Raw genomic sequence first — 3,003 nt, 5'->3', positions numbered from 1 at the left:
CCAGTCAATTCTTGGGGTTTATGTCCTAGTACACTTGGCGACAGCTATAAGTAAACTTAAAACCTAGAAGAGCGTACCGCCCGCTTAGCGGGCGGTACGCTCTTGTTTTGTTTTTTTATGCTGAACTACTTACTTCGATCAATGCGATAAAGCCATACCATCAAGGCTAGTACCCCAATTTGCAAGGCAAAGCTGCCCAAATTTGCTTCTAGTTCTCCCTTCCCTGCAATTAATCTTGCCAAAAAAACAACCGCACCAATAAACCCTGAACCAGCAAAAGCCGCATAAATAAATATACGGAGACCTCGGTAAGGAGATTTGGCTTCGAGCTTTAAGCGCTTGTATTGCTGTGGATTTAGTTTTGACATAATTTTGATTGTAGAATTATTTTCAGTATTTTCTATTTTCAGTAAATAAGTGGGCTTAATTAAATATAAAATCCTAAAACCTGCGGCGCACGCTGCGCGTGCGCCGCAGGTTTTAGATCTGGATTTTAATTATGTTGAGATACTTATTTTCTGTTTTTAGTATTTTTAGTATTTTCAGTTTAGGTTTAGGGACTTCAATCAAAAATGTTGCTTAATAATTTTTGGCTAAAGGTTTGCGGTATTTCGGTATTGAGTCTAGCGATCGCGATGCCTGTTATGGCAGAGGGCAAAGATGCGCAGCAGCTACTCGATACCATGCAAAATGACTCTCTAGTAAAATCTCAAGAACTTCAGAGTAATGAGATCGCTCAAGTTAATGCGATATCGCAGCTAAGCGATGTACGTCCTACAGACTGGGCTTTCACGGCTTTACAATCCCTAGTGGAGCGTTATGGCTGTATTGCTGGCTATAGCGATCGCAGCTTTCGGGGAAAGCAAGCCCTCAGCCGCTACGAGTTTGCGGCTGGGCTCAATGCTTGCTTGGACAAAATCAATGAAATTATTGCCGCAGGGTTAGCTGATAAAGTTAGCAAACAGGACTTAGCAACCCTCCAAAAGCTTCAAGAGGAATTTGCTGCCGAACTTGCAACTCTGCGCGGTCGAGTTGATAGCTTAGAGGCGAAAACCACTAAACTCGAAGCCCAACAATTTTCCACTACTACCAAGCTTTCGGGTGAGGCGATCTTGGCGGTAAGCGGCGTTTCTACGGGACGGGACTCGATCGCTAGCCCCTTTGGAGGCACTGCTCCTGCTAAGCAAAATATCGTTTTTCAAAACCGCGTCCGTTTGAACTTTTTGACTAGTTTTACAGGGAGCGATCGCTTACGCACGAGGTTGCAGATGGGAAACGCTCAACCTTTATTAACCACTTCTAATGCAGTTGCTCCTGCCAGTCTCTTGGCTAGTAACGATGGGCGCTTGGGCTTTGATGACTCGACCTTAGCCACTAATAACAATTCAATTTTCCTCGAAGCTTTAGACTACAGTTTTTCCCTAGGCGATCGCATGAGGGTCACCGTATTTGCCAATGGCGGCAATCATTTTTACTATGCGGATACGATCAATCCCTATCTCGATGCTCAAGGCGGTGGAAATGGTGCGTTGTCTCGATTTGGCGAACGCAATTCCATCTATGGCATCAATGGTAATGGCGCGGGAATTGGACTAAATTACAAAATCAGCGATGCTTTTAAACTCGATCTTGGTTATTTGGCAAATACTGCTAATTTACCCACTGGTTCAACGGGGAGTGGATTAACGGGTGGCAATTATTCCGCTCTTGCTCAGTTAGTATTTCAGCCATCCGAGCAATTTAAAGCGGGACTTACCTATGTGGTTGCCTACAATGGCACAAGTGCGGGTCAGGGAGGATTTCGCTATGGTGGTGCAGGTCAGGCAACAGGCAGCTTTTTAGGAAATTTAATCGCAGGGGCGAGATTGATCCCCACCGATGCGACTAGTACCATTCCTAGTACTCCCGTTTCGAGCAATTCCTACGGCGCACAGATTTCCTATCGCTTCAGTCCCAATTTTGTGGTCGGTGGCTGGGCTGGCTATACCTCAGCAAGATTATTTAGCTTAGGAGATGCCGATATTTGGAACTATGCCATTTCTTTCGCTTTTCCAAATCTTGGGAAAGAAGGGAATTTATTAGGAATTGTGGCGGGTGTGGAACCAACTCTCAGAGGTATAAGAACATATGCGGGCAATTCCTTGCCTCTGTCTAATAGTGAAGTCTGGCATCTTGAAGCTTTTTATAAATATCAAGTCACTAACAATCTGTCCATAACCCCAGGATTTATCTGGATCCTTAACCCAAATCAAGTTTCTGATAATGGCAATCTATTTATCGGTACGATCAGAACTACTTTTTCATTCTAGGACAAAAGCCTGTTAGTTAGTTTTGAGAGCATTTAAACGAAAAGGGCGATCGCTAATTTAGCGATCGCCCTTTTTTTAATTACTTGGTTTCTTTATACAGCTCATAGAAAAGCATACGAGTCACTTTGAATAAAATCCGAATGATTTTCTGTTTTCCAGAAATCTTACTTTCTTTCAACCCTTTCAGAGTCCAGCCATCGTTGTGAACTTCAGCTAGTTTATTACCTAGCCACGATGTTTGGCGGCGGGCGGGTAGGACGCTGGTAAGTACCCAAGCATAAAGGCTAGCTCTAGTGACTTCCGAGCCACCCAGAGCTTTAATCCGCTTATCTCCTGATTGCTTTTCAGTGTAGCCAAGCCCTAGGAACAGCTGAAAACTTCTCAGCGATCGGTGTCGTTTCTGGGATGTGGGTATCCCTTGTTTGTTGATACCGTCTTCATAATCGACCCAAGGCTTGCCATCGAGCAGGAAGCGATCGAACGGGTAACATTGGCACAGGAGCAGCGCTTGGTTACGAAGTCCGAAGCCGAAGCGCTTCAACACTCTCAAATATGGTTCAAACTCCTTCTAATACCAAGTTATACCAATTCCCAAAATGGCGTTGCCATTTTGGGAATCTCAAAACCTTACTGGGTTTGTTTTTTAATTCACTGAAGTGAGACAACACTTCAGTGAATTGGTATAACTACCTGT

3 protein-coding genes are annotated in these 3,003 nt (G+C 44.2%); 1 reads left to right on the top strand and 2 read right to left on the bottom strand.

Going from position 1 to position 3,003, the window contains the following annotated elements; genetic code table 11:
- Positions 1-125: 125 nt before the first annotated feature.
- Positions 126-368 carry a DUF3493 domain-containing protein gene (locus PSE7429_RS22355; RefSeq protein WP_009629667.1) on the bottom strand — a complete coding sequence of 81 codons (243 nt, stop codon included), beginning with the start codon at positions 366-368 and terminating at the stop codon, positions 126-128.
- A 204-nt stretch (positions 369-572) separates the two neighbouring features.
- Here PSE7429_RS22355 and PSE7429_RS22350 point away from each other — a divergent pair, with 204 nt between their 5' ends.
- Positions 573-2,309: an iron uptake porin gene (locus tag PSE7429_RS22350; protein WP_009629666.1), complete on the top strand. Its 1,737-nt coding sequence runs from the start codon at positions 573-575 to the stop codon at positions 2,307-2,309.
- A gap of 79 nt (positions 2,310-2,388) precedes the next feature.
- Here PSE7429_RS22350 and PSE7429_RS22345 read toward each other — a convergent pair whose 3' ends face one another.
- Positions 2,389-2,859 carry a hypothetical protein gene (locus tag PSE7429_RS22345; protein WP_144052568.1) on the bottom strand — a complete coding sequence of 157 codons (471 nt, stop codon included), beginning with the start codon at positions 2,857-2,859 and terminating at the stop codon, positions 2,389-2,391.
- Between the last annotated feature and the right edge of the window lie 144 nt (positions 2,860-3,003).

Origin of the sequence: Pseudanabaena biceps PCC 7429, from assembly GCF_000332215.1 — a bacterium.
In the GTDB taxonomy this organism is placed as follows: Bacteria; Cyanobacteriota; Cyanobacteriia; order Pseudanabaenales; family Pseudanabaenaceae; genus Pseudanabaena; species Pseudanabaena biceps.
Note: the sequence above shows the minus strand (reverse complement) of the source record. Positions and strands in the feature narration are given on the sequence as shown.

Bases quoted from the DNA above. Each gene is read 5' to 3' on its own strand.
- PSE7429_RS22350 (WP_009629666.1), top strand. From the start codon at position 573: ATGTTGCTTAATAATTTTTGGCTAAAGGTTTGCGGTATTTCGGTATTG.
- PSE7429_RS22355 (WP_009629667.1), bottom strand. From the start codon at position 368: ATGTCAAAACTAAATCCACAGCAATACAAGCGCTTAAAGCTCGAAGCC.